The 21,894-nt window shown below is 66.6% G+C and carries 18 protein-coding genes, 1 tRNA gene and 2 pseudogenes; 11 read left to right on the top strand and 10 right to left on the bottom strand.

What is annotated here, in order from left to right; genetic code table 11:
* The first annotated feature begins 107 nt into the window (after positions 1-107).
* Positions 108-863 carry a BPSS1780 family membrane protein gene (locus V6D91_RS06490; RefSeq protein ID WP_347318861.1) on the top strand — a complete coding sequence of 252 codons (756 nt, stop codon included), beginning with the start codon at positions 108-110 and terminating at the stop codon, positions 861-863.
* A 7-nt stretch (positions 864-870) separates the two neighbouring features.
* On the opposite strand, the gene V6D91_RS06485 is transcribed toward V6D91_RS06490, so the two are convergent.
* The 6 genes from V6D91_RS06485 to V6D91_RS06460 all read right to left on the bottom strand — a co-directional run bounded on the left by V6D91_RS06485 (position 871) and on the right by V6D91_RS06460 (position 5,973).
* On the bottom strand, positions 871-2,256 hold the full coding sequence (locus tag V6D91_RS06485; protein ID WP_347318859.1) for a diguanylate cyclase: 1,386 nt from the start codon (positions 2,254-2,256) through the stop codon (positions 871-873).
* 153 nt (positions 2,257-2,409) lie between these two features.
* Positions 2,410-2,907 (bottom strand): peptide deformylase, encoded by a 498-nt coding sequence (gene def, locus V6D91_RS06480; protein WP_347318857.1) that lies wholly within the window; start codon positions 2,905-2,907, stop codon positions 2,410-2,412.
* Position 2,908: 1 nt separating this feature from the next.
* Entirely contained in the window at positions 2,909-3,442 is a 534-nt protein-coding gene (locus V6D91_RS06475) for an ACT domain-containing protein (RefSeq protein ID WP_347318855.1), read from the bottom strand.
* A gap of 61 nt (positions 3,443-3,503) precedes the next feature.
* Positions 3,504-4,235 (bottom strand): peptidoglycan editing factor PgeF, encoded by a 732-nt coding sequence (pgeF, locus tag V6D91_RS06470; protein ID WP_347318853.1) that lies wholly within the window; start codon positions 4,233-4,235, stop codon positions 3,504-3,506.
* Entirely contained in the window at positions 4,232-5,137 is a 906-nt protein-coding gene (locus tag V6D91_RS06465; protein ID WP_347318852.1) for a fructosamine kinase family protein, read from the bottom strand. The genes pgeF and V6D91_RS06465 overlap by 4 nt, the downstream gene beginning before the upstream one ends.
* Before the next feature lie 107 nt (positions 5,138-5,244).
* Positions 5,245-5,973 carry a lysophospholipid acyltransferase family protein gene (locus V6D91_RS06460; protein ID WP_347318850.1) on the bottom strand — a complete coding sequence of 243 codons (729 nt, stop codon included), beginning with the start codon at positions 5,971-5,973 and terminating at the stop codon, positions 5,245-5,247.
* 141 nt (positions 5,974-6,114) lie between these two features.
* Here V6D91_RS06460 and V6D91_RS06455 point away from each other — a divergent pair, with 141 nt between their 5' ends.
* The 10 genes and pseudogenes from V6D91_RS06455 to V6D91_RS06410 all read left to right on the top strand — a co-directional run bounded on the left by V6D91_RS06455 (position 6,115) and on the right by V6D91_RS06410 (position 18,564).
* Entirely contained in the window at positions 6,115-7,386 is a 1,272-nt protein-coding gene (locus V6D91_RS06455; protein WP_347318848.1) for an extracellular solute-binding protein, read from the top strand.
* A 143-nt stretch (positions 7,387-7,529) separates the two neighbouring features.
* A pseudogene (locus tag V6D91_RS06450) lies at positions 7,530-7,652 on the top strand (ISL3 family transposase); the annotation flags it as partial.
* Between the two features lie 285 nt (positions 7,653-7,937).
* On the top strand, positions 7,938-8,315 hold the full coding sequence (locus V6D91_RS06445; RefSeq protein WP_347318846.1) for an integrase core domain-containing protein: 378 nt from the start codon (positions 7,938-7,940) through the stop codon (positions 8,313-8,315).
* Between the two features lie 42 nt (positions 8,316-8,357).
* Positions 8,358-9,695 (top strand): hypothetical protein, encoded by a 1,338-nt coding sequence (locus V6D91_RS06440; RefSeq protein ID WP_347318844.1) that lies wholly within the window; start codon positions 8,358-8,360, stop codon positions 9,693-9,695.
* Between the two features lie 94 nt (positions 9,696-9,789).
* A pseudogene (locus V6D91_RS06435) lies at positions 9,790-9,954 on the top strand (IS5/IS1182 family transposase); the annotation flags it as partial.
* Between the two features lie 256 nt (positions 9,955-10,210).
* Entirely contained in the window at positions 10,211-11,074 is an 864-nt protein-coding gene (locus tag V6D91_RS06430; protein ID WP_347318843.1) for a sugar ABC transporter permease, read from the top strand.
* Entirely contained in the window at positions 11,071-11,880 is an 810-nt protein-coding gene (locus V6D91_RS06425; protein ID WP_347318841.1) for a carbohydrate ABC transporter permease, read from the top strand. Before V6D91_RS06430 ends, V6D91_RS06425 begins: the two co-directional genes overlap by 4 nt.
* 16 nt (positions 11,881-11,896) lie before the next feature.
* Positions 11,897-14,194, top strand: a complete 2,298-nt coding sequence (locus V6D91_RS06420; protein ID WP_347318840.1) for a hypothetical protein — start codon at positions 11,897-11,899, stop codon at positions 14,192-14,194.
* Entirely contained in the window at positions 14,191-17,403 is a 3,213-nt protein-coding gene (locus V6D91_RS06415) for a glycosyl transferase (protein WP_347318838.1), read from the top strand. Before V6D91_RS06420 ends, V6D91_RS06415 begins: the two co-directional genes overlap by 4 nt.
* A 114-nt stretch (positions 17,404-17,517) precedes the next feature.
* Positions 17,518-18,564, top strand: coding sequence for an AI-2E family transporter (locus tag V6D91_RS06410; protein WP_347318836.1), 1,047 nt, complete (start codon positions 17,518-17,520; stop codon positions 18,562-18,564).
* Between the two features lie 16 nt (positions 18,565-18,580).
* Here the strand turns inward: V6D91_RS06410 and V6D91_RS06405 are convergent, their stop codons facing one another.
* The 4 genes from V6D91_RS06405 to V6D91_RS06390 form a co-directional block, all read right to left on the bottom strand.
* A complete protein-coding gene (locus V6D91_RS06405) occupies positions 18,581-19,795 on the bottom strand; it encodes a PQQ-dependent sugar dehydrogenase (protein WP_347318834.1) in 1,215 nt (404 codons plus the stop codon).
* Positions 19,792-20,907: an RNA 3'-terminal phosphate cyclase gene (gene rtcA, locus V6D91_RS06400; RefSeq protein ID WP_347318831.1), complete on the bottom strand. Its 1,116-nt coding sequence runs from the start codon at positions 20,905-20,907 to the stop codon at positions 19,792-19,794. The genes V6D91_RS06405 and rtcA overlap by 4 nt, the downstream gene beginning before the upstream one ends.
* A complete protein-coding gene (locus tag V6D91_RS06395) occupies positions 20,904-21,617 on the bottom strand; it encodes a DUF72 domain-containing protein (protein ID WP_347318830.1) in 714 nt (237 codons plus the stop codon). Before V6D91_RS06395 ends, rtcA begins: the two co-directional genes overlap by 4 nt.
* A gap of 190 nt (positions 21,618-21,807) precedes the next feature.
* A tRNA-Thr gene (locus V6D91_RS06390) sits at positions 21,808-21,883 on the bottom strand.
* Between the last annotated feature and the right edge of the window lie 11 nt (positions 21,884-21,894).

Below are 21,894 nucleotides of genomic sequence, written 5' to 3'. Positions count from 1 at the left end.
GGTCGAAATGAATTGAGCCTTACTGTTGGGGCGGGACAAGGCCTTTCAAGGGCACGAAGAGGGGCTTTCCGCTATAGTCAGCCTAGCGCAAACCAAGGGAGGCGACGATGGAATTCAAAACAGTCGGGGCAGGACGCGGAGCAGGCTGGTATGCCGACGCGTGGGCCATCTTCAAGGGGCAGATCGGCATGTGGCTGCTGCTGGTGCTCATCTACCTGGGCTTGGCCATCGTGCTCGGCTTCATCCCCATCATCGGCCAGCTGACCTTCGCGCTGATCTCCCCATCACTCGCGGGCGGCCTGTACCTGGCCGCCCGCGAGGCGGAGGCCGGCCGGCCGCTGGATGTGAAGATGCTGTTCCAGCCGCTCACCGACGAGCGTTCGCGCGGACCGATGCTGACCCTCGGGGCGATCAGCATCGCCTTCAGTCTGCTGCTGGTGCTGACCCTGGCGGCGGTCATGGGCGGCTCGGCAGGCACCTCGGCCCTGCTCGGCCAGGACCCTGCGACCATGCACGCGCAGATGATGGGCGCAGGCCTTGCCGGCCTGCTCACCGTGCTGCTGCTGTCGCTGGTTTTCCTGATGGCGATGCTGTACGCCGCGCCCTTGGTGCTGTTCGCGGGCATGCCGCCGCTGCAGTCGCTCAAGCTGAGTCTGAGGGCCTGCCTGGGCAACTGGCTGCCGCTCCTGATCTTCGGCCTGATCCTCATCCCGCTGGCGTTCCTCGCCTCCCTGCCACTGATGCTCGGCTGGCTGTTCCTCATGCCGATCATCATGATCGCGATCTATGCCAGCTATCGGGACATCTTCGGTGGCGTGCAGGCGACCCCGGCACAACAACCGCCCGGAACCGCCACCTTCTGAGGGCGACTCAGCCGAGACTGCAGGGCGACTGGCCGTCGCTTATGCCCCACAGCCCCTTGCCGCAGGCCTTGGCCTGATACATGGCCTGATCGGCCAGGCGCATCAAGCCGCCTTCCTCGCAGACATGCTCGGGACAGGCCGCGATACCAATCGATGCCCCAAGGTGAGCCGGCTGCCCTGCCAGCCACAGCGGCTGACGGATGGCGGCCAGGACTTTGTCCGCCAAGCTCCTGGCCATGGGAATGGCGCTGGGCTCGCCCCCCTGCACCAGGATGGCGAACTCATCACCCCCCAGCCGCGCGACCACATCATCGAGACGCCGCGTATCGCGCAAGCGTGAGGCAATGATGCGCAAGGCCTCGTCCCCAGCAGCATGCCCAAACTGGTCGTTGATCGGCTTGAAGCCATCCAGGTCGATGTGCAGCACGGCGAAGCTGCCCCCATAGCGCCACTGACGCGCCACAGCCTCCTCCAGCCGGCGATCGAAGGCGCGCCGGTTGAGCAGCTCGGTGAGCGGATCGTGCATCGCCAGATGGCCGATGGCGCGCTGCTTGGCCAGCAGCAGATGAACCAGCGCGGTAATCAGCACGGTCAAGACGATGCCAATCCAGAAGGCCTCGGTCTGCTCCCCCGTGCGGTGGGTCCAGCCGGCCACGGGCCGGGCGCCAAGCACCCAGGTCGCGCCCGGAAGACGCACATCCAGGGCCAGATGCCCGCCCTCGAACAGCTGGGGATCCCCCCACAGGAAAATCTCATCCTCGCCACGCGCATTCAGGGCCTTGAGGGCAAAGACGTAGGGGCTGGACTCCCCCTCCAGCCCCGCGGTCCTGAGCAGGGCGCCGAAATCGATCACGCTGCTGACGATGCCCCAGTAGGCGCCATCCTGGGGGCCGCCACGCCGGAAAACCGGGATGCGGTTGAGGATGCCTATCCCGCCCTGCACCACTTCAAGCGGTCCGGCGACCACCGGCTGGCGGGTTTCGATCGCGCGGCGTACGGCCGGCCATTGATCGGGGCGGTCCGGGTAGTGAAGCCCCAGGGCGAGCTCGTTGCCCACCAGGGGGTAGACCATGCGGATGGTGTTGTCCGGTGCAAGGACGATGTTGCGAATGTAGGGGTTGATGCCGATCAGGTCACGCGCAAGCAGGGCAAAGCGCTCCTCGCTGATGCCTCCCTCCACGGCGATCTGACTGGCCAGGCCATGGGTGAGATAGAGCGAGGCATTCAAGGCCCCCTCCAGCCGCGCGCGATGCAGGGCCAAGGCCTGCATCGCTTCGGACCGCTGCTGGGCCAGCTCACGGTCAGCCTGCAAATGACCGGCCTCATGGGCGAAAAAGAGTCCGCCGAGCGCGATCAGGACGACCCACAGGCCGTGACGGAGGGTGGTAGGCATGCCCGTTGGATGAAGGCTTCGTTAGGCCTAGCATGCACCCGGCAGGCGGGGATGTCACCACCCCCTCGGAGCCCGTCGCGGGCGTGTACCGCGACGAGGCGAGTTTCAAAAGGGCAGGACAGCCCTTTTGAAACAATCTGGAGGGTGGGGTGATCAACCCTTGCGGCGGAACAGGTCGGCGCTGCGGCTGACCAGACGGTCGAGGAACAGCACGCCATCGAGGTGGTCCAGCTCGTGCTGGGCGATGCGCGCCTCATAGCCCTCCATCTCGAACTCGCACGGCTTGCCCTCGAGGTCGAAGGCCGCAAGGCGGATCTTCTCCGCGCGGATGACGTTGCCGGTGTAGTCCGGCACCGACAGGCAGCCCTCACGACCCACGGCAAACCCGTCCCAGGCGGTGATCTCGGGGTTCACCAGCACCAGCCGGCCATGATTGGGCACCGGCCGTCGGGCGCGGGTGGCATCGACGATGCAGACGCGCTTGAGCAGCCCCACCTGCGGCGCGGCGATGCCGACCGCCCCGGGGCCCACGGCGCAGGTGTCGAGCAGGTCCTCGACGAAGTCCCGCAGCTCGGCATCGAAGGTTTCGACCGGCTCGCAGGGGGTCTTGAGGCGCTCGTCAGGGTAGAGAACGATGTCACGGACGGCCATCTCAACCCCTGACGATGTCGACTGGGCTCAAGGTGACGCGGATGTCCTTGGGCAGGCCCGCCAGGGCGCTCTCCAGCGCCTCATAGCCCTGCTGGGCCACCCCCTCGATGGTCATGATGTAGATGGGCTGCTCGCGGCTGCCGGCCACGTCGGAACGCAGGTCGAGGATGTTGAGCCCGGCCCGCGCCAGGGCGCCGGTCACCTCGGCGACGATGCCGGCACGGTCGGCGCCGTGCACGGTGATCCGCACATCGGGATCGACATGCCGGTGCAGCCCGGCACCGACCTCATCCACGTGCACGCGCAGCTTGAACTCGTTGCGCACGGACTCCAGCAGGCCCTTGAGATCCGCGACATTCTCCGGCAGGCGCACCATCAGCATGATGGTGAACACCCCCCCAAGGCGCATCATCGAGGCCTCGCCCAGCTCCGCCCCGGCGCCATACAGCACGCGGGACACCTCGGCGACGATGCCGGCACGGTCGGGGCCGACCAGGGTCAGCAGTTTCCAGCCGTTCTGCGTGTTCTCAGTCATCGTCCATCTTTCCCATCAGAAACCGTTAAACACCCGGATCATACACAAACGGGTTGCATGTTCATGAATCACGCCAGATCAGGCTGGCCATGCGTCCAGTGACACCGTCGCGCCGGTAGGAGTAGAAACGCGCAGGGTCGCTCACCGTGCACAGCCCCCCGCCTGTGACGGCGTGCACCCCACGCGCCGCCAGCCGCTGACGTGCGAGCAGGAAGAGGTCGGCGAGCCAGTGGCCGGGATGCGTCGGCACGAAGGCTGCCGCCGCCTCGGGCGCATGGGCGAGGAAGGCCGCCCGCACCTCCTCCCCCACCTCGAAGGCCGAAGGTCCGATGGCGGGGCCGAGCCAGGCCCGGATCGCGCCGGGCGGGGCAGCGAAGCGGTCCAGCACGGCCTCCAGCACCCCCGCCGCCAGCCCCCGCCAGCCGGCATGGGCCACGCCGATCTCGCGCCCATCACTGCTTGCGAAAAACACCGGCAGGCAGTCGGCGGTGAGCACGGCCAGCACCACACCGGGCCGGTCGGCGAAGGCTGCGTCGAAGCAGCCCCCGGTCATCGTGGCATCGCACACCGCCGTGCCATGGACCTGGTCCAGCCAGAGGGGTTCCGCCGGAAGGCTCAGCGCCTCGCGCAGCAGGCGGCGGTTCTCCCCCACCGCGCAGGGGTCGTCGCCGACGTGGGTGGCGAGGTTGAAGGTGTCGAAAGGCGCCTGGCTGACCCCGCCGACGCGGGTGGTGACCACCGCGCGCACCCCGGGCAGCACGGCCCAGTCGGGGATGATGAGGGGGAGGGTCATCCGCGCACCTCGCTCAACAGCCTGCGCATGATGCGGTTCGCCTGCTCGGCGTAGCCGCCCCCGAACAGGTTGAAGTGATTGAGCACGTGGTAGAGGTTGTAGAGCTGGCGACGCACCCCGTAGCCCGGATCGAGTGGCCAGATCGCCTCGTAGGCATGGCGGAAGCGCAGCGGGAAACCGCCGAACAGCTCGGTCATGGCGATGTCCGCCTCGCGGTCGCCGTAGTACACGGCCGGGTCGAAGACCACCGGCTCGCCCGCGCCGGCGTCACCGTCCGACACGTAACCGTAATTACCCCCCCATAGGTCGCCGTGCAGCAGGCTGGGCACGGGGCGGTAGTCGGTGAAGAAGGCTGGCAGCCAGGTCATCAGCGCCTCGCCGAGATCCAGCAGGTCGCAGCCCGCCCCGCTGCGTGCAGCCATCTCCAGCTGCGGTTCCAGCCGGCAATGGATCCAGAAGCCGGGCCAGTCGCCCGAGGGGGTATTGTGCTGGACGCTGGTGCCGATGAAGTTGTCCCGCGCCAGGCCGTACTGCCCGGCGGCATGGCTGTGCAGGGCCGCCAACCCCTCACCCAGCCGGTCCGGGCGATCGGGGCCTTCCAGGTTCAGGTACTCCAGGACCAGGAAAGACTGCCCACCAGCCTCGCCGTAAACGATGGGCTCGGGCACGCGCAGGGCGCGGGCGGAGGCCAGCTCGCGCAGGCCCTCCGCCTCGGCCGCGAACATCGGCAGGCGGCCGGCAGCATTGAGCTTGACGAAGTAACGCCGCGCCCCTTCCTCCAGCACGATCCCCTCGCTGATGCAGCCGCCGCCCCGGCTGAACGAATGGCGCGGCCGGAAGGGCTGGCCGGTCGCCTCGCCGATCCGCTCGCCGATCTGCTCGTACAGGTGGACGCCGACCATCCCTGGTCGGCCCCCTGCGGGTTCGCCTGACGGCGACCCCCGATGTGTTCCCGACAAATCGGTCATGATTCCCCTCCGACAAATGCCCTTGCGCAGGCGCAGGGGCCTCAGGCGCCCTGGTCCGGGCAGGGCATGGTCGCCAACTGGGCCCGCACCCACGCCTCGACCTCGGCGTTCACCTCGCTCGCCCCCCTTCCCTCGGTTTCGATCACCGGGCCGATACGGAAGGTGATGGTCATCGGGCGCTTGATGAAACCCTTGCGCGGCCAGGCGCAACCGGCGTTGTGTGCGATCGGCACCACCCGCGCCCCGTTCTGGGTGGCGAGCATGGCCCCACCCGGCTTGAACTTCTCGATGCGGCCCGGCGCGGTGCGCGTCCCCTCCGGGAAAATGACGACCCAACGTCCCTCAGCAATGCGCTCGCGCCCCTGGGACAGGATCTGCTTGAGCGCATCGCGCCCGGCCGCGCGGTCGATGGCAATCGGGCGGGCCAGCGCCAGCCCCCAGCCGAAGACCGGTACACGCAGCAGTTCGCGCTTGAGCACGAAGACCGGTCCGCGCACCACCAGCGGCAGGAACAGGGTCTCCCAGGTGGACTGATGGTTGGCGATGATCACGCCCCCCCCCTCCGGCACTGTGCCCTCGACCGTCCAGCGCACACCACAGGTGAGACGCAGCCAGTGCACCGCCATCCAGTTCCAGCCACGCAGGATGAGGAAACGCTGGTGCATGGGCAGGAACTGCACCACCGGCAGGATCGGCAGGTAGATCAGCAGGCTGACCCAGAAACCGACGGCAAACAGGGCGGAACGGAGGGCGAGGGTGATGGTGGACACGGCAGGCCGGCAGGGTGAGACCAGGATGCGGGAAGCATGGCACCTTGAGCCCCGACTTGCCAAGGAACCGGGCGGCCAGGCTTGACGGCGTTCATGGCGCGGGTGAATGCTGTCGGCATGTCTTGCTGGCCGCCTCACATCGTGTCTCACCGACGCCTCCCTGCCCTCCTGCTCGCCTGCCTCCTGCCCATGCTGCTGGCCGGCTGCAGCGCGCACGAGGCCGAAACGACGACCCTCGACTTCTGGGCTATGGGCAGCGAGGGCGAGCGGGTGCAGGCCCTGCTGCCGGAGTTCGAGCGCCGCCACCCCGGCATCCGCGTGCGGGTGCAGCAGATCCCCTGGAGCGCGGCGCACGAGAAGCTGCTCACCGCCCACGTCGGCGGCACCCTGCCGGACGTCTTCCAGCTCGGCAACACCTGGCTGCCGGAGCTCCATGCCCTCAAGGCCCTCGCCCCGCTGGACGGCACCCTGCCGGCCGAGGCGGAGGCCGACATCTTCCCCGGCGTGCTCGCCGCCAACCGGATCGACGGGCGGCTGTGGGGGCTGCCCTGGTACGTGGACACCCGCCTGTTGTACTACCGCGCCGACCTACTGGCACAGGCCGGCTTCGACCATCCGCCGCGCACCTGGAGTGAATGGCTCACCGCCCTGCACGGGGTGAAGGCGATCACCGGGCGCCCGCCCCTGCTCTTACCCTTCACCGAATGGCAGACGCTCATCGCCCTGGGCCTGCAACAACAGGCCGACCTGCTGCGCGAGGCGGGGCGCTACGGCGACTTCCGAGCTCCCGCCTTCCGCGCGGCCTTCGCCTTTTACCTGCGCCTGTTCCGCGAGGGCCTGGCCGAGGTGGCAGGTGAGGCCGCGGCCGGGAATGTGTACCAGGCCTTCGCCCGCGGCCGCATCGCCTTTCTGGTGAGCGGGCCGTGGAACCTCGGTGAGTTCGAGCGCCGCCTGCCCGACGCGCTGCAAGGCGCCTGGGCCACCGCACCACTGCCGGTGCCGGACGGCACGCCCTACCCTGGGGCATCCATCGCCGGCGGGGCGAGCCTGGCCCTGCGTGCGGACAGCCGGCACCCGGAGGCGGCACGGGCGCTCATCGCCTTCCTCCTCGAACCCGAGCAGCAGCTTGCCTTCTACCGCGAGACGGGGGATCTGCCGGTGCGCACCCGTGCCTGGACGCAGGGCGGGCTGCACACGGCCCCGCGGGTGGAGGCCTTCTGGCAGCAGCTTGCCCATGTGCGCGGCGTTCCGGCCATCCCGGAGTGGGAGCGCATCGCGAGCCTGGTCATGCGCCAGGCGGAACGCGCCGCGCGGGGGCTTACGAGCGAGGAGGAGGCGTTGCGCACCCTCGATGCCGAAACCGATCGACTCCTGGAAAAACGCCGCTGGTTGCTGGAGCATCGTCAACCATGACGACAGGACATGATCAGTGTCAAGTTCCTCGAGATCATAAGGATTTAATGACAGAGGAGGCTCTATTTGGATCTCGAGTGGGTAGCAGCTTCCTATCCCAAGTTTACGGCCCACAAGGGGTCCGGTTGAAGTGGTTGTACGCCATGCAGGCCAAGCTGTTCGAAGCTGCCTTGGGTGTCACTGAGCCCTGGCACGTGGTGGGCATCTCTGGGGAACACCCAGTCCACGACACACTCACCAAACGTTATCGGCACCTCAATTTCTTCGCGGATTCACCGCTCAAGAAGGTGCGCAAACCCAAAGGCCTGCGTGCCGCACCGATGACTCTTTGGGCAGTGGACACTGTGGGTGCTCGATGGTGTGCGGCGCTACATCCTCTCGCTCTTCGATCCAGTCTCCCGCATTGGCTTTGCGGTGGTCTTGCTGGGCAGGACCACCCAGGCGACTGCCCCGGCCCTGGCGGCGCCTCTCGGAGCCCCAGCAGCCGATGAGCGCCCCTCGTGTGCTTTATGTCCTCTCCGACAACGGCCCGGAGTTCAAGAAGCACTTCCATGCCCCATATCCTGACACGCTTTTGGATCTACCCGCCTCGACCTTCGATGAACGCCGATGGCGAGCGCTTCAACCGCACCGTGCAGGAGCCGTTCGAGGACGAGCACGAGGACCTGCTGTTCACCACCATCCACGCCTTCAACCTAAAACTTGCCGAGTGGTGCGTCGCTTACAACACCGTCATGCTCCACCCCGGCCAGGGCCTCCTCGCTCCAGTACCATGGCTCCTCCAAGACCATCCTGAGTGCCAAAAGTACTGGACCAGTACAATACTGGCCCATTACATCGTCGAGCATTACAATTGGCCTCTCGAAAAACTGGGCTTCTGGCCACCTGGGGAGCCCCATCGGGAAGCCTCGCCAAAGCGGTTCGTTTGATGAAAAATATTCTGTCTCCAGACAAACAATGCTGGTGCAAGCATGAATAAAAATATAATCAAAGATTTCTGGCTGCTGCTGGCGACCAGTTTTTTTCTTCTGTTGCTCGTCAGCGCATTATTTCTTTTGGGATCTACAGGAATTATCGGAGGAATTAAAAGCCTTCTTGGCTCGAATGGCGCTGATTTTTCAATTAACCACCTTTCAGGCATATCAGACTACCTTGGTTTGTTGGTGGGGGTTCCAGTATCGATAGCGGCATCGTTTGTTGCCATCGTGCTTGCCAAAGTTGCTCTAGATATAAGCAAAAGGGAAGAGCGGCGTGATGCATACTTGTTTTTAGAAGAAAAATCGGATCAACTAACCCAGCCTTTTATTGATTTGGCCGTGATGTTAAATAAAATTACACACACTGGCTACTCTGTTGACAGAGAAGCGTCTTTATTAATGGAAACCAGGAAGTATATCTTGGAGTCTATCAGAGACGCCAAGATGGAAGGAAATCACAGCGAGATCAAAGAACACGAGATCCAGCTTGACAAGATTGAGAAAAAAATCCACGCCTTATGCGAAGGTTTTTTTTCGGAGACTTGCAAAAAACTAGTCGACATTATGGAGAGCTTCCAAAGAAGCCCCGCAGCTCTTTCAGTAATAGAAAACATCGCCAACACCCTCGGAAGAAGCAAGCTTACCCTCTCGGATTTCTATGGGTCGATTTACAAGTCGACGGGAAAGCGATACAGCCAGAATGAAGCCCTTGAAAAGCTGACGAGGTGCTTGAGCGACGCACCACTCATAGAGGGACTAAAAGAGTCCATGCTGGAATTAAACGGAAAAGTAAACCTAAAACCAAATCGTTACCATTCTGACCACAAATACGTTGGAGTCTTGCTTTTTGGGCGCATGCTATCGGAGCTTACGGTTGTTCGAGATGTAAGAAAAGAAGACTTCAACTGGAAAGCGGAGAAGAACAGGAGAAAATACCTTACCGAGGGCGAAGAGCACCCATATTATGACCAAATTTCTGATCCTCGCTATCTAGAGGATGAATGGAATTCATCTGCTTACGTTGGTCACGTAGAGGAATACTGGTCAGTGGGGTTGTGGGGATTGTCAGTGCTTTTTGAGTCCATTCCAACAATTGATGACATCCGAAGCATCCTCATCGAGACTTACGGCGATAATAATGCGGATATTGGCCATCATCGTGAGTGCCTTGTTCAAAACGAACATATTCGCAATATGCGATTCCACCTTCATCCAAGAGCAATGCTTACAGATGGATCGACAGCCGTCTTTCATTGGATTTCAGAAAAAGTCAAAGACGACGATTTTGTGATTTTTGACCGAGACATGGTTATTCATGGGGATGGTTATTGAGTAAGAATTCACAGAAGAAGGGCGCCTCGAACAACCCCGATCTTGCTTCTGAGGGGCACGATGCTGCCTTCCAGTCCTTGATTTACGCCACCCTATGAACTGTCGCAGCACTATCAAGGCCGACCTGTTTGCTGCCGAACTTCGCAAGGAGAAGATTGACCGCCCGGGCGATCCCTTGGTGGACATGGAGAAGTACATCGACTTCGCGACTTTGGGGGCTGAGGTGGATCGTGTTGCGCCGCGTGCTGTGAGTGCGCAAGTATGTGCTGGGGATTCGCTGCGGAGTTCCTTGCACTCCGCCCGCTCGTGACGGTTTTTCGAGGTGCCCTTAGGGTGGCGACTTGCTCGCGGACATGGTACAGAAGATGTGTACATACGATAGCCCTTGAGGGAAGAGGGCTGGGGAGAGGGAGAGGGTGAACATGCACCACCCCAAGGCTTCCACATCAGAGGCGCCTGCAACGCCCGCGCCCCTCGCCCCTGCCCCGCTCCCCCGGGGGGAGAGGGGCAGGCTTTTGCCGCCCGCCTTCTGGTTCCTCGCCCCCGCGCTGGGGCTGATCGCGGTGTTCTTCGCCCTGCCCATCCTGGCCGCGCTGCTGCTCTCCTTCACCGATTTCGACATCTACGCCATCGGCGATCCCAGCGCCCTGCGCTGGGTGGGCCTGGCGAACTACCGCCAGCTGCTCGACCACCCGCTGTTCTGGACCGCGCTCGCCAACACGCTCTACTTCGTCCTGCTCGGCGGGCCGCTGTCGGTGGCCCTGAGCCTGGCCGCGGCACTCCTTGTGAATGCCAGGCTGACCTGCTGTAAAACGCTGTTCCGCACCGTGTATTTTCTCCCGGTGGTGAGCACCCTGGTCGCGGTGGCGGTGGTCTGGCGCGCGCTCTACCATCCGGAGGCCGGCCTTTTGAACCAGCTCCTCGGCTTCTTCGGCATCGACCCGATTGACTGGCTGGGCGATCCGACCTGGGCCATGCCCGCCATCATCCTGATGGCGGCGTGGAAGAATTTCGGTTTCAACATGATCATCTTCATTGCCGGGCTGCAGGCCATCCCGGAGCGGCTGTACGAGGCGGCGCGGCTCGATGGGGCGAGTCCCTGGGCCCAGTTTGTCCACATCACCCTGCCGCTGCTGGCCCCGACCTTCCTGTTCGTGGCCCTGATGACCATGATCGGCTACCTGCAGCTGTTTGCCGAACCGTATGTGATGACCCAGGGGGGCCCGGCCAACGCGACGCTCTCGGTGGTGCTGTTGATGTACCAGGAGGGCTTCCGCTGGTGGAACATGGGCTTTGCCGCCGCCATCGCCTTCGTCCTGTTCGCCATCATCCTGATGGGCACGCTCCTGCAGCTGCGCCTGCAGCGGAGGGCGATGTGAAACGCCTGCTGCTCCACCTGCTGCTCATCGCCCTGGCCCTGCTCACCCTCTCCCCCTTTGCGTGGATGCTGGCGGCCTCCTTCATGCCTACCGGAGAGGCCAGCGCCATTCCGCCGCGCCTGTGGCCCAGCAGCCCAACGCTGGAGCATTACCGCGACCTGTTCACCCGGCTGGACATGGGCCGCTATGCGCTCAACAGTGCCCTGATCGCCCTCCTGGCCACCAGCATCGCCACCCTGCTCAACGCCATGGCGGGCTATGCCTTTGCCAAGCTGCGCTTCGCCGGGCGGGAGCGGCTGTTCCGCCTGCTCCTCGCCGCCATGGTCATCCCGGCCCAGGTGGCCATGCTGCCGTTGTTTCTCATGCTCAAGCAGATGGGCCTGATCAACACCTACGCCGGGGTACTGGTGCCCATGCTCGCCAGCATCTTCGGCATCTTCCTGGTGCGCCAGTACGCGCAGAACATCCCGGAGGCCATGCTGGACGCCGCACGGCTGGACGGCGCCGGGGAGTTCCGCCTGTTCTGGTCGGTGGTGCTGCCGCAGCTGAGGCCCATCCTCGCCACCCTGGCCCTGTTCACCTTCATGGGCAGCTGGAACGACTTCATGTGGCCCCTGATCGTGCTCTCCGATGCCGAGCTGCACACCCTGCCGGTGGCGCTGGCCAACCTCGCTGGCGAGCATGTGCAGGACACCGAGCTGATGATGGCGGCCTCCACCCTGACCGTGCTGCCGGTGCTGATCGTGTTTGTGCTCCTGCAGCGGCAGTACATCGCAGGCCTTGCCCAGGGCAGCCTGAAAGGCTGAGGCCCTGACCGGCCCCATGGACGACCCGACGCAGGCCATGGACCGATCCCTGCACTGCACCGCCCGGTTACTCCTGGCCCTTGGCCTGATGGGAGCGCCCATGCAGCCTGTGTTTGCGCAATCCCCCGACCAGCCCGCCCTGACCCAGACCCTGCTGGAGCAGGCCGCCAGCCTGCCGCGCGGCAGCTTTCCCCGCGCCTTTCATGGCGAGCAGGCCTACTGGACGGTGATCGGCGCACCGGACAGCCCCCACGCCGCCCTGCTGAGCGAGGACGGCCTGCTGGAGCCCTGGCCCGGCGGCCCGTCGATCGAACCCTTCCTCCACCTCGATGGACGGCGGATCGGTTGGGCGGACGTGCGTACCACGCAGCAGCTCCTCGAAGGCGATCTCCCCCTGCCGAGCGTGACCTGGCGCATCGACGAGATGCGGCTCGACATCGACGCCGTGGCGGGCGAGGTCGGCGGCTGCCCCCTGCTGCTGGCACGCTACCGCCTGCGCAACCTGGGGACGGAACCCCACGCCGCCACCCTGGAACTGGCCCTGCGTCCGCTGCAGGTCTATCCCCCCTGGCTGCGGCTGGCGGTGAACGGTGGGGCCGCTCCCATCCACCGCCTCGTCCACACAGAGGACGCCCTCCTGATCAACGACGAGCGGCGCATCCTCGCCCTCACCCCGCCGGGGGGCTTCAGCCCGGATGCGGGGCCAGGGGTGGCCGGCGCCTGGCGCTGGCCCCTTGTCCTCGCCCCGGGCGAGGTGCGCGAGACGATCCTGGCCTTCCCCTTCGAGGGGGCCCCGGCACCTGCCGCCCTGCGCGCGGCCCCCGCCGCGCTGTTCGAGCGCCTGCGCCTTGAACAGCGCATGCTCTGGCGCGAACAGACCGGGCGCGTGATGCTGCACCTGCCGACCGCGGAGGGCGAGGACCTCGCCGCCGCCTTGCGCACCAGTCTCGCCTACCTGCTGATCCACTCGCCCCGCCCGCTGATCCGCCCCGGCTCGCGCGGCTATGCCCGGGCCTGGATCCGCGACGGCGCGCTGATGGCCCATGCCCTGCTGCAACTCGGCCATGCGGAGCGGGCCCGCGACTTCGTGCGCTGGTACACAGGATTCCAGCAGGAGGAGGGCGGCATCCCCTGCTGCATCGACGCCCTTGGTCCCGACCCCACGGTCGAGCACGACAGCCATGGCGAGTTCATCTTTCTGCTGGCCGAGACCGTGCGCCATACCGAGGACCTCGCCCTCGCCCGCGCGCTGTGGCCGGCCGCACAGCGCGCCGCCGGGCACCTCCTGGCCCTGCGCGCCGAGCGCCTGGGCCCGGCCTTCGAGGCCCCGGAGCGACGCCGCTTCCGCGGCCTGCTGCCTGATTCCGCCAGCCACGAAGGCTATTTGCAGAACCCGGTGCACTCCTACTGGGACGACTTCTTTGCCCTGCGCGGCCTGAAGGATGCCGCCTGGCTGGCGGAGCGCCTGGGCGATGACGCCGCCGCCGAACGCTACCGGCGCGCGCACGCGGCCATGCGCGAGGACGTGGTGGCCTCCATCCGCCAGACCATGCAGGACAAGGGCCTGACCACCCTCCCCGCCTCGGCGGACCTGGGCGACTTCGACCCGACCTCCACCGCCATCGTCCTCAGCCCCACCCAGGAGGACGGCCTGCTGCCGCAGGAGGCCCTGCGCCTGACCTTCGATGCGTACCTTGCCATGGTGCGCGAGCGCGCCGCGGGCTCCCCCCGTTGGCCCGGCTACACCCCCTACGAGTGGCGCAACGTCGAGGCCCTGGCCCGGATCGGGCGGCGCGAGGAGGCCTGGACGTTGCTACGGCTGCTGCTGGCCGACCGCCGCCCCCGCGGCTGGAACGCCTGGCCGGAGGTGGTCTGGGCCGATCCGCGCCGGCCGGACTACATCGGCGACATGCCGCATGGCTGGGTGGCCGGCGAGTTCATCCGCGCCGTGCTGAGCCTGATCGCCCACGTCCGCGAGGCCGACCAGGCGCTGGTCATCGGTGCCGGCCTGCCCGCCGCCTGGCTCGACGCCCCCGAGGGTCTGCGCGTCCATGAACTGTCCACCCCCTTCGGTCGGCTCGACCTGGACATCGACCACCCCGAGGCCGGGACCCTGCGCCTCCGCCTCGGCGGTACGCTACGCACGCCGGCCGGCGGGGTGGTGCTGGAGTTGCCCGCCCTGGCCGACCGGGTGTTCAGCGTGGACGGCCAGCCATTCCGGCCGGCGGGCCCAGCGATTAAGCTAAGCGCTGTTCCGGCCGTGGTGCTCATCCGGCACGCGCCCCCATCCCCGTCCGTCCCGAGGTCCCCATGATGTCTGCCCCCCACACCCTAGCCAGCGACACCTACCGCCTGCTGTTGACGCCCTCGGGCGCGGGCGAGGCACGGCGCGGCGAGCTGCAGCTCAACCGCTGGCATGGCGATACGCTCGAGGATGACCTCGGCTTCTTCATCTACCTGCGCGATGCGGAGAGTGGGGCCTTCTGGTCGATCGGCCGCCAGCCGGTGCCGGATGGGGAGGGCGTGGAGGCCGGCCATGCCTTTGCGGACGGCTTCGCCTGCTTTGCCAAGCGCAGCCACGGCCTCGAGGCGCGCATGACCGTGTGGGTGGACGGCGACCGCGAACTGCGTCGGGTCAGCCTGAAGAACCTCGGGGATCGCGCGCGCCGGATCGAGCTGACCTCCTACCTCGAACCGGTAATCCACCATCCCGCGGCCGATGCCGGCCACCCGGCCTTCGCCAAGCTGTTCGTGCAGACCGAGGCGGTCATGGCGCACGGGGCGCTCTTGGCCCGCCGCCGCCCGCGCGGCGCGGATGAGCGCTTCCCCTGGCTGGTGCATGGCCTGCTTGGGGCGCAGGCCACCGAGTTCGAGACCGACCGCATGCGCTTTATCGGCCGCGGCCGGACGCTGGCTGCACCGCAGGCGATGCTGGCTCAAGCCCTCTCGGGCACCGCAGGCAATGTCCTCGACCCCTGCCTGGCCCTGCGCACCGTGCTTGAGCTCGCCCCGGGGCAGGAGGGCCAGGCCCTGTTCGTGCTCGGCGTGGCGGATACGCGCGAGGCCGCGCTCGCCCTCCTCGAAGCCCCCGTGGGCGCCAGCCTGCTCGCCGATGTGGCGCTGAACCGCACCCCCGTCTTGCCTTCTCTGGCCCGCCCGGCCTCCCAGGAGGGCGCCTGCACCTTGCCCCCGCACCACAGCGCCGAGCTGTTGCAGTTCGAAAACGGCTACGGTGGCTTCAACGCCGACGGCTCCGAGTACGTCATCCGCCTGCCGCGTGAGGCTGATGGCACTCTCAAACGCCCCCCGCTGCCCTGGTCCAATGTACTCGCCAACGCCCACAACGCCGGCTGCATCGTCAGCGAGAGCGGCGCCATCCACAGTTTCGCCCAGAACAGCCGCGAGCACCGCCTGACCCCCTGGTTCAACGACCCGGTCATCGACCCGCACGGGGAGGCCTTCTACCTGCGCGACGAAGACGCCGGGCTGTACTGGTCGCCTACCCCCGGCCCGGTGCCCGGCGCGGGGGATTACGAGGTGCGCCACGGCCTCGGTTACACCCGCTTTGCTCACACCAGCCAGGAGCTGGAGCAGCACACCACCGTGTTCGTGCCCCTGCATGAGACCTGCCGGATCGTCAGCATCAAGCTTCGTAACCTCTCCGACCGCACGCGCCAGCTGTCGGTGTTCAACTACCACCGGCTGGTGCTCGGCGTGGACCCGAAGGGTACCGCCCAGCACCTCGAAACCGCCTGGGATCTCGACGCGCACGCCCTGATCGCCCGCAACCCGAGCGCCGGGGCCTTCGCCGAAGGCGTGGCCTATGCCGCGCTGCTCGCCCCCGCCGATGCCGTGCACTACAGCGCCGACCGCAGTCACGTCATCGGCCAGGGCCGCAGCCCCGCCCGCCCGCTGGCCGTGGAAACCGCGCTGACCCTCGATGGACGCACCGGCAAGGGGCTGGACTGCGCCGCCCTGCAGGCCTGCCTCACCCTGGCGCCGGGCGATGAACGCACCCTGACCTTCGTCCTTGGCGAGACGCGCGATGCCGCAGGGCTCTCGGGGCTTTTGCGCCGGCTGCGCCAGCCCGGAGCCATCGAGCAGCTTCTGGCCGAGGTCCAGGCCTTCTGGAAGGACTTCACCGCCAAGGCCCGCGTCCACACCGGCAAGCCGGAGGTGGACATCCTGGTCAATCACTGGCTGCCCTACCAGACCCTGGTCTGCCGGATCTGGGCTCGCACGGCCTACTACCAGTCCGGCGGGGCGTTTGGCTTCCGCGACCAGTTGCAGGACGCGCTCAACCTGATCCGTCACGATGCCGGGATCACCCGCCGCCAGATCCTGCTCAACGCCGCCAACCAGTTCGTCGAGGGCGATGTGCTGCACTGGTGGCACCCCTTCCCGGATGGCACCAGCCGCGGCATCCGCACCCGCTTCTCGGATGATCTGCTCTGGCTGCCCTACGCCACCGCCAAATACATCCAGCACACCGGGGAGAGGGCCATCCTCGACGAGCCGGCACGGTATCTGACCGGCCCGCTTTTGGAGGAAGGGGAGGATGAACGCTTCATGGTGCCGGAGGACTCAGGCACGCAGGGTGATGTGTACGAGCACTGCTGCCGCGCCCTCGACCGTTCGCTCAAGGTCGGCGTCCACGGGCTGCCCCTGATGGGCACCGGCGACTGGAACGACGGCATGAACCGCGTCGGACGGCTCGGCAAGGGCGAGAGCGTGTGGGTGGGCATGTTCCTCTACGCCATCCTCGGCGACTTCATCCCCCTGTGCGAGGCGCGCCGCGACCTGGCCCGGGCGGAAAAATACCGCGCCCATCGCGCCAAACTGCTGGAGGCGCTGAACACGGAAGGCTGGGATGGCGAATGGTACCGCCGCGCCTGGTACGACAACGGCGCCGTGCTCGGCTCCAAAGCCTCCGATGAGTGCCAGATCGACACCCTCGCCCAGGCCTGGGCCATCCTCAGCGGCGTAGCTTTTGCCCCCCTCTCCCTTGAGGGGAGCTCTCGACGGCCGAACCCCGAAGGGGCTTCCGGCAGGGAGGCCGGAAGGGACGGAGAGGAGGGATCAAGGGATGGGGGTGAGGGTGACACACCGCGCTTCGAACGAGTCATTCGCGCCATGGAACAGCACCTCATCGACCGCGAGGTCGGCATCATCCGCCTGCTCACCCCCGCCTTCGACAAGACGCCGCACGACCCCGGCTACATCAAGGGCTACGTCGCCGGCGTACGCGAGAACGGCGGGCAGTACACCCACGCCGCCCTGTGGGCGGTGATGGCCTTTGCCCAGGCCGGCCACCCGGACAAGGCGCTGGACCTGCTGACGATGCTCAGCCCCATCCGCCACACGGCCACCCCCACGGGAGCCGAGCGTTACATGACCGAACCCTACGTGATCGCCGCCGACGTGTACGGCGTGGCCCCGCACAACGGCCGCGGCGGCTGGACCTGGTACACCGGCTCGGCGGGCTGGATGCTCACCGCCGCGGTCATGCTTGGCCATGCCTAAGCGGACCAAGCCCACGCCTATGACTTGGCCCCTTCGTCCGTCGTACTCCCCTCCCCCCTCAGGGGGGAGGGGCTGGGGGAGAGGGGAAGACCACAGCAGCTCTCGAACCTGAACATGCCCAGTCTCCCCACGACCCTCCCGCCCTCGACCACTGCGCCCACCTGGATGCACTGGCTGGCCTTCGCTCTGGCGGTGGCCGCGGTGTTCTTTGCAGTGAAGCAGCACCTGCTGCCCGCCCTGCTCGCGGGCCTGCTCATGCACCAGCTGGTGCATGCCATTGCCAAACGGCTGATCAGCCCCACCTTCTCCTCGCATCTTGCGCGGGTGGTGGCCATCCTGCTCGTCTCCGCCGTCGTGCTGACCCTGCTCACTCTGGGGGCCCTCGCCCTGCTCAAACTCATGCATGGCACGGGCCAGGAAGGCGTGGAGGGGCTGATGAAGCAAATGGCCCGCATCCTCGACGACACCAAGGCGGCCCTGCCCGCCTGGGCCGAACCATGGCTGCCGCCGGATACGGAGGCGCTCAAACAGCATGCCGTCGATTGGCTACGCAGCCATGCCGCCGAGGTGGGCTCCGCCGGCGGCGCCCTGGGTTATGGCCTGGTGCACATCCTCATCGGTCTCATCATCGGCGCAATGATCTCCCTCCACACCGAAGCCACGGACCCTCAAGCCTTGCGCCCACTGGCACGGGCGCTCTTGCAGGAAGTCAGCGCCTTCAGCCTCGCCTTTCGCCGCATCATCACCGCCCAGGCCTGGATCACCACGGTCAATACCACCCTCACCGGCCTCTACCTGCTGGTCGCCCTGCCCCTGGCAGGTGTTCACCTGCCACTGGTCAAGACCATGGTGCTGGTCACCTTCGTCATGGGCTTCATTCCCATCGTCGGCAACCTGGTCAGCAACACCGTCATCACCATCATCAGCCTCTCTCACTCGGTGATGGTGGCCGCCAGCTCGCTGGCCTTCCTCGTGATCGTGCACAAGGTCGAATACTTCCTCAACGCCCGCATCGTCGGTGGCCACATCCGCGCCCGAGCCTGGGAGATCCTCATCGCCATGCTGGCCATGGAGCGCATCGCAGGCATCCCAGGGCTGGTGATAAGCCCGATCCTGTATGCCTACATCAAGGATGGGCTGAAGAAGCGGGGTTGGGTTTGAGCTCGGCGCGCCCCCATCAGGGGGCGGTGACCAGCCGGTAGATCGCCCCTTGGCTGCTGAAATGCAGCACGTACAGCTCGCCATCCATCCCCTCGGCAAAGGATGAGATATTCAGACCGCTGTTCATCAGCAACCGGGGCAAGCCCTTGCCCTGGCAGAGGGCCCAGATGCGGCCGCTGCAGAAGTCGCCGTAGAGGTAGGCCCCCTGGAGGGCGGGAATGGCCTTGCCGCGGTAAACATAGCCGCCGGTGACGGAGCAGCCCTCACCGTGGCCGTACTCTGCGACCGGATCGATCAGCCCCTTGGTGCGGCAGCGCTCGGTGCCGTAACAGTGCGCCCCCTCACGGATGGCCCAGCCGTAGTTGCCGCCGCGGACGATCTTGTCGATCTCCTCCCACGCGTCCTGCCCCACGTCGCCCGCCCACAGCTCGCCGCTGACGCGGTCGAAACTCCAGCGCCAGGGGTTGCGCAGGCCCCAGGCGTAGATCTCCGGCCGCCCGCCGCCCTCTGCACTGGCCTCGGCGAAGGGGTTGTCGGGCGGGATGGCATAGGGCGCCCCCTTGTCCACGTCGATGCGCAGCATGGCACCGAGCAAGGTGCCGACGTTCTGGCCGTGGCCCCGTGGGTCGCTCGCCGCGCCGCCGTCGCCTAGACCGATGTAGAGGAAGCCGTCCGGACCGAAGGCGATCTGCCCACCGTTGTGGTTGGCGTAGGGCTGCTGGACCTCGAGCAGGACGGTCTCGGTGCCTGCATCCAGCGTCCGTCCGCCGTCGCGGCTGAGGAAGCGCGAGACGCGCGACACGAGTGGCGTACCGTGAGTGGTGTAGGAGAGGAAGACCTGTCCGTTGTGGGCGAAATCCGGATGGAAGGCCATGCCAAGCAGGCCCGACTCGCTGTAGCGGGCCTGCACGCGCGGGCGGATGTCCGCGAACACCTCGCTTGCCGCCGCATCGGGGCGGTTGTCGATCCGCAGTACCCGGCCTGCCTTCTCCACCACGTACCAGTGGCCGGCATCACCTGGCGCCTGCAGCATGGCCAGAGGCTCGTCGAGGGGGATGGCCGCGAACACCCTTTCGAGCCTGACAGACGACACTGCCCCACCTTCCGCACAGCCGGCAGGCACCTGGCCCGAGAGCCCCTTCGCACGCCCCTCCGGGTCCGCGCTACAGGCCACCATGGCCGCGCAGGCCAGGCAGCACACGAGGGGCCGCAGGATGACGGAAGCGTTCATGGAGGACTCTCCCTGCCTGGAGGGGCTTCCCTCCTTGTTGTAGCCCATCCCGCCCGCAGCGGCAGGCGGGGATCTCCTCCGTGCACAACCTCGACCCGCTGCAGGTGGCCCTGCGCCTCCACCCTGAACTCCACCGGCAGGAACTGTGCGATGAGCCACATGACCGTGCGCGCATGCAGGCTGATCTCCCGCACCGTGAAGCTGGAATCCCCCCACGCCTGCGCCGCGTAGATGAGAAGCTGGTCGACGGCATGGATGTCCAGCACGGCGCCGGCCGCAAGCTCCGCCCGCAAGGCGCGGCCCGCCTCCTCTCCCAGCCTCTCGGCCGTCACGCCGCGCTCGGCTACCACCGCCGCCCCGAGCAGGCTGTGCTCGGTCTCGGCCACGAGTACCATCGCACCTCCAGTGCCGCAGGCCTCGACCTCAGACAGGACCTGGATGTCGATCTCGACGGGACCGAATCCGGCCAGGCTGGCGCGCGCCGCCCCGGCCATGCGCTCGGGGATGTGCCGTGGCAACCGGGACACGTGGGCCACGCCCCGGAGGGACCGCAGCGCACCGGGCGATGCCGCGACCAGGGGGCTCAACGGTCCGCAGGGCATGAGCGTCAGGCTGACCTCACCCCCGCCCCTGGGGTAGTAACCGTGCCGGACCGAGTCGATGCTCACCCTGGCTCCCATGCGCGCAAGCCAGGGCAGGAAGACCTGACGCAGGTAGTCCACCGGCGGCGCCATCCTCACGTCGGTGCCGCCGCTGACGACGAGCCTGCAGGGGCCGTCGGCATGCAAGACGACGGGCAGCAGGGCCTGCAGGACCAACACGATGCTGCCCGCAGTGCCCACCTCGAAACGGTAGTCGCCGCCGCGGATCCGTCCCGGCTGGAAGCAGACCTCCGCCGCCCCGAGCTCCGCACCCTCCAGCGCCCCACCGCATACCTCGGCCACGGCCCGCATGGCGGTGAGGTGCTGGGCCATGAGACCGGGCCGGGGGCGGCGGGCGCGGATGTTCCTGAGGATGATCGGCCGCCCGGTGATCGCCGCCAGGGCCATGGCATAACGGCTTAGCTGCCCGCCACCCTCGCCGAAACTGCCATCGATCTCGAGCGGGCTCATCCAAGCATCTCCTTCAGTTCCAAGGCATTGCGTACCGCATGGGCTGCCTCGTCATTGTCGAAGTAGACATAGGCCGCCCTGGCCTCCTGGCGCCCGAGCCACTCGGCCCAATCAGCCAATGTCCGCCGGTCGTAACGCCCACAGTAGGGCGCGCCGGGGCCATGCAGACGCAGGTAGACGAAGTCGGCGGTGGTCACGCGCGGACTCTGGAAGCCGCCGATGTCGTGCACGCAGAAAGCGGCGTTGAACTCAGCCAGCAGCGCGAGGACATCCCGCGTGTACCAGCTCGGGTCACGCAGCTCGAAGGCCGCATGCAGCCCTGCCGGCAAAGCCATGAGGAAGGTCCGCAGACGCCCGGGATCGGCATGCCAACGGGGAGGCAGCTGGAACAGCAGCGGTCCGAGCCTCTCCCCCAGCCCTTCGATGGCCGCCAGCAGGGGTGGCAGGGTCTGCTCCGGGGCCTTCAGCTTCTTGAAGTGGGTGATGAAACGGCTGGCCTTCACGGCGAAGACGAAGCCCTCGGGCGTGGCGTCCCGCCAGGCGGTGAAGTTCTCCCGTGTGGGCAGGCGGTAGAAGCTGCGGTTGATCTCCACGCTGCCGAAATGTCTGGCGTAGAAGGCGAGCCACGCGGGCTCTCGCAGGTCGAGCGGATAGAACGGCCCCTGCCAGTGCGGGTAGGCCCAGCCAGACGTGCCGATATGCAGCTGCACCTGATCCTCCCGTGCCGATGGGGCGTTGCCACAACGATCCGAGTATAGGCAGGGGCGAGGCACGAGCGTCCGCGCGTGGTCTACCCTCGGTGGGGATCATCGGGGAGTGGGCATGACGACGAGCGCGACGGGGCCGATGCGCATGCGCGAAAGTAAAAAGGCCTGCATTTCTGCAGGCCCTTCGTGTGGGTGGTGCCGCAAGGCGGAATCGAACCGTCGACCTACTGATTACGAATCAGTTGCTCTACCAACTGAGCTATTGCGGCACTGGCCCGGG

Origin of the sequence: Thiofaba sp. EF100, from assembly GCF_039822285.1 — a bacterium.
Lineage (GTDB): Bacteria > Pseudomonadota > Gammaproteobacteria > Halothiobacillales > Halothiobacillaceae > Thiofaba.
This window is presented reverse-complemented; position numbering and strand designations above follow the sequence as displayed.

Excerpts from the sequence above, each read along its gene's own strand:
- V6D91_RS06440 (WP_347318844.1), top strand. The coding sequence starts at position 8,358 with ATGAATAAAAATATAATCAAAGATTTCTGGCTGCTGCTGGCGACCAGT.
- pgeF (WP_347318853.1), bottom strand. The coding sequence starts at position 4,235 with ATGACCCTCCCCCTCATCATCCCCGACTGGGCCGTGCTGCCCGGGGTG.
- V6D91_RS06445 (WP_347318846.1), top strand. The coding sequence starts at position 7,938 with ATGCCCCATATCCTGACACGCTTTTGGATCTACCCGCCTCGACCTTCG.
- rtcA (WP_347318831.1), bottom strand. The coding sequence starts at position 20,907 with ATGAGCCCGCTCGAGATCGATGGCAGTTTCGGCGAGGGTGGCGGGCAG.
- V6D91_RS06490 (WP_347318861.1), top strand. The coding sequence starts at position 108 with ATGGAATTCAAAACAGTCGGGGCAGGACGCGGAGCAGGCTGGTATGCC.
- V6D91_RS06415 (WP_347318838.1), top strand. The coding sequence starts at position 14,191 with ATGATGTCTGCCCCCCACACCCTAGCCAGCGACACCTACCGCCTGCTG.
- V6D91_RS06405 (WP_347318834.1), bottom strand. The coding sequence starts at position 19,795 with ATGAACGCTTCCGTCATCCTGCGGCCCCTCGTGTGCTGCCTGGCCTGC.
- V6D91_RS06485 (WP_347318859.1), bottom strand. The coding sequence starts at position 2,256 with ATGCCTACCACCCTCCGTCACGGCCTGTGGGTCGTCCTGATCGCGCTC.
- V6D91_RS06475 (WP_347318855.1), bottom strand. The coding sequence starts at position 3,442 with ATGACTGAGAACACGCAGAACGGCTGGAAACTGCTGACCCTGGTCGGC.
- V6D91_RS06465 (WP_347318852.1), bottom strand. The coding sequence starts at position 5,137 with ATGGTCGGCGTCCACCTGTACGAGCAGATCGGCGAGCGGATCGGCGAG.
- def (WP_347318857.1), bottom strand. The coding sequence starts at position 2,907 with ATGGCCGTCCGTGACATCGTTCTCTACCCTGACGAGCGCCTCAAGACC.
- V6D91_RS06420 (WP_347318840.1), top strand. The coding sequence starts at position 11,897 with ATGGACGACCCGACGCAGGCCATGGACCGATCCCTGCACTGCACCGCC.
- V6D91_RS06410 (WP_347318836.1), top strand. The coding sequence starts at position 17,518 with ATGCCCAGTCTCCCCACGACCCTCCCGCCCTCGACCACTGCGCCCACC.